Origin of the sequence: Colwellia ponticola (assembly GCF_005885605.1) — a bacterium.
Taxonomy (GTDB): domain Bacteria; phylum Pseudomonadota; class Gammaproteobacteria; order Enterobacterales; family Alteromonadaceae; genus Colwellia; species Colwellia ponticola.
Genome location: NZ_SZVP01000143.1, coordinates 1 through 442, shown reverse-complemented (window position 1 = coordinate 442; position 442 = coordinate 1). Strand labels below are relative to the sequence as shown.

1 protein-coding gene is annotated in these 442 nt (G+C 64.9%); it reads right to left on the bottom strand.

Features of this window, described 5'->3' with window-relative positions; genetic code table 11:
• Positions 1 to 346 (bottom strand): hypothetical protein (locus FCS21_RS16260; protein WP_222927999.1); only part of this gene is annotated, 346 nt, incomplete at its 3' end.
• Positions 347 to 442: the final 96 nt, after the last annotated feature.

Here is a 442-nt window from a genome sequence, read left to right as displayed (position 1 = left end):
CTTGGGGTGGTGCGAAGAACGGCACCGGCAACAGCGCAAGCTTGGCGGTGAGCAATTCCCAGAGGCCCAGCAGCACCGGCAAGGCGATCAGCCAGGGCGCGGCCGTGCGCAAGCGCAGCGCGAGTGTCGACAGCCTGCGCCCCAGCAGGCTCAGCACAATAAACAACGCCGCCACGCCCAAGCAGAGGTTGGCCAGGCCCTGGGTCATCGGCCAGTTGCGCACCGCGTTGGGCCAGTAACTGATCAGCAGCGCGACGGCCACCCAGGCAGTCACCACCGCCGCGCCTTGCCACCCGAGCTTGAGCGCCACAGGCGGGTTGAGGACGGTTGCGTCAGTTGAAGACATCGGCAGTGATCTCCTTGGCAAACGCTATCGGGTCGGTGCCTTTGCTGATCACTTCCACGGTTTTCAGGTCGGTGACGTAGGTGGTGATCTCCTGGG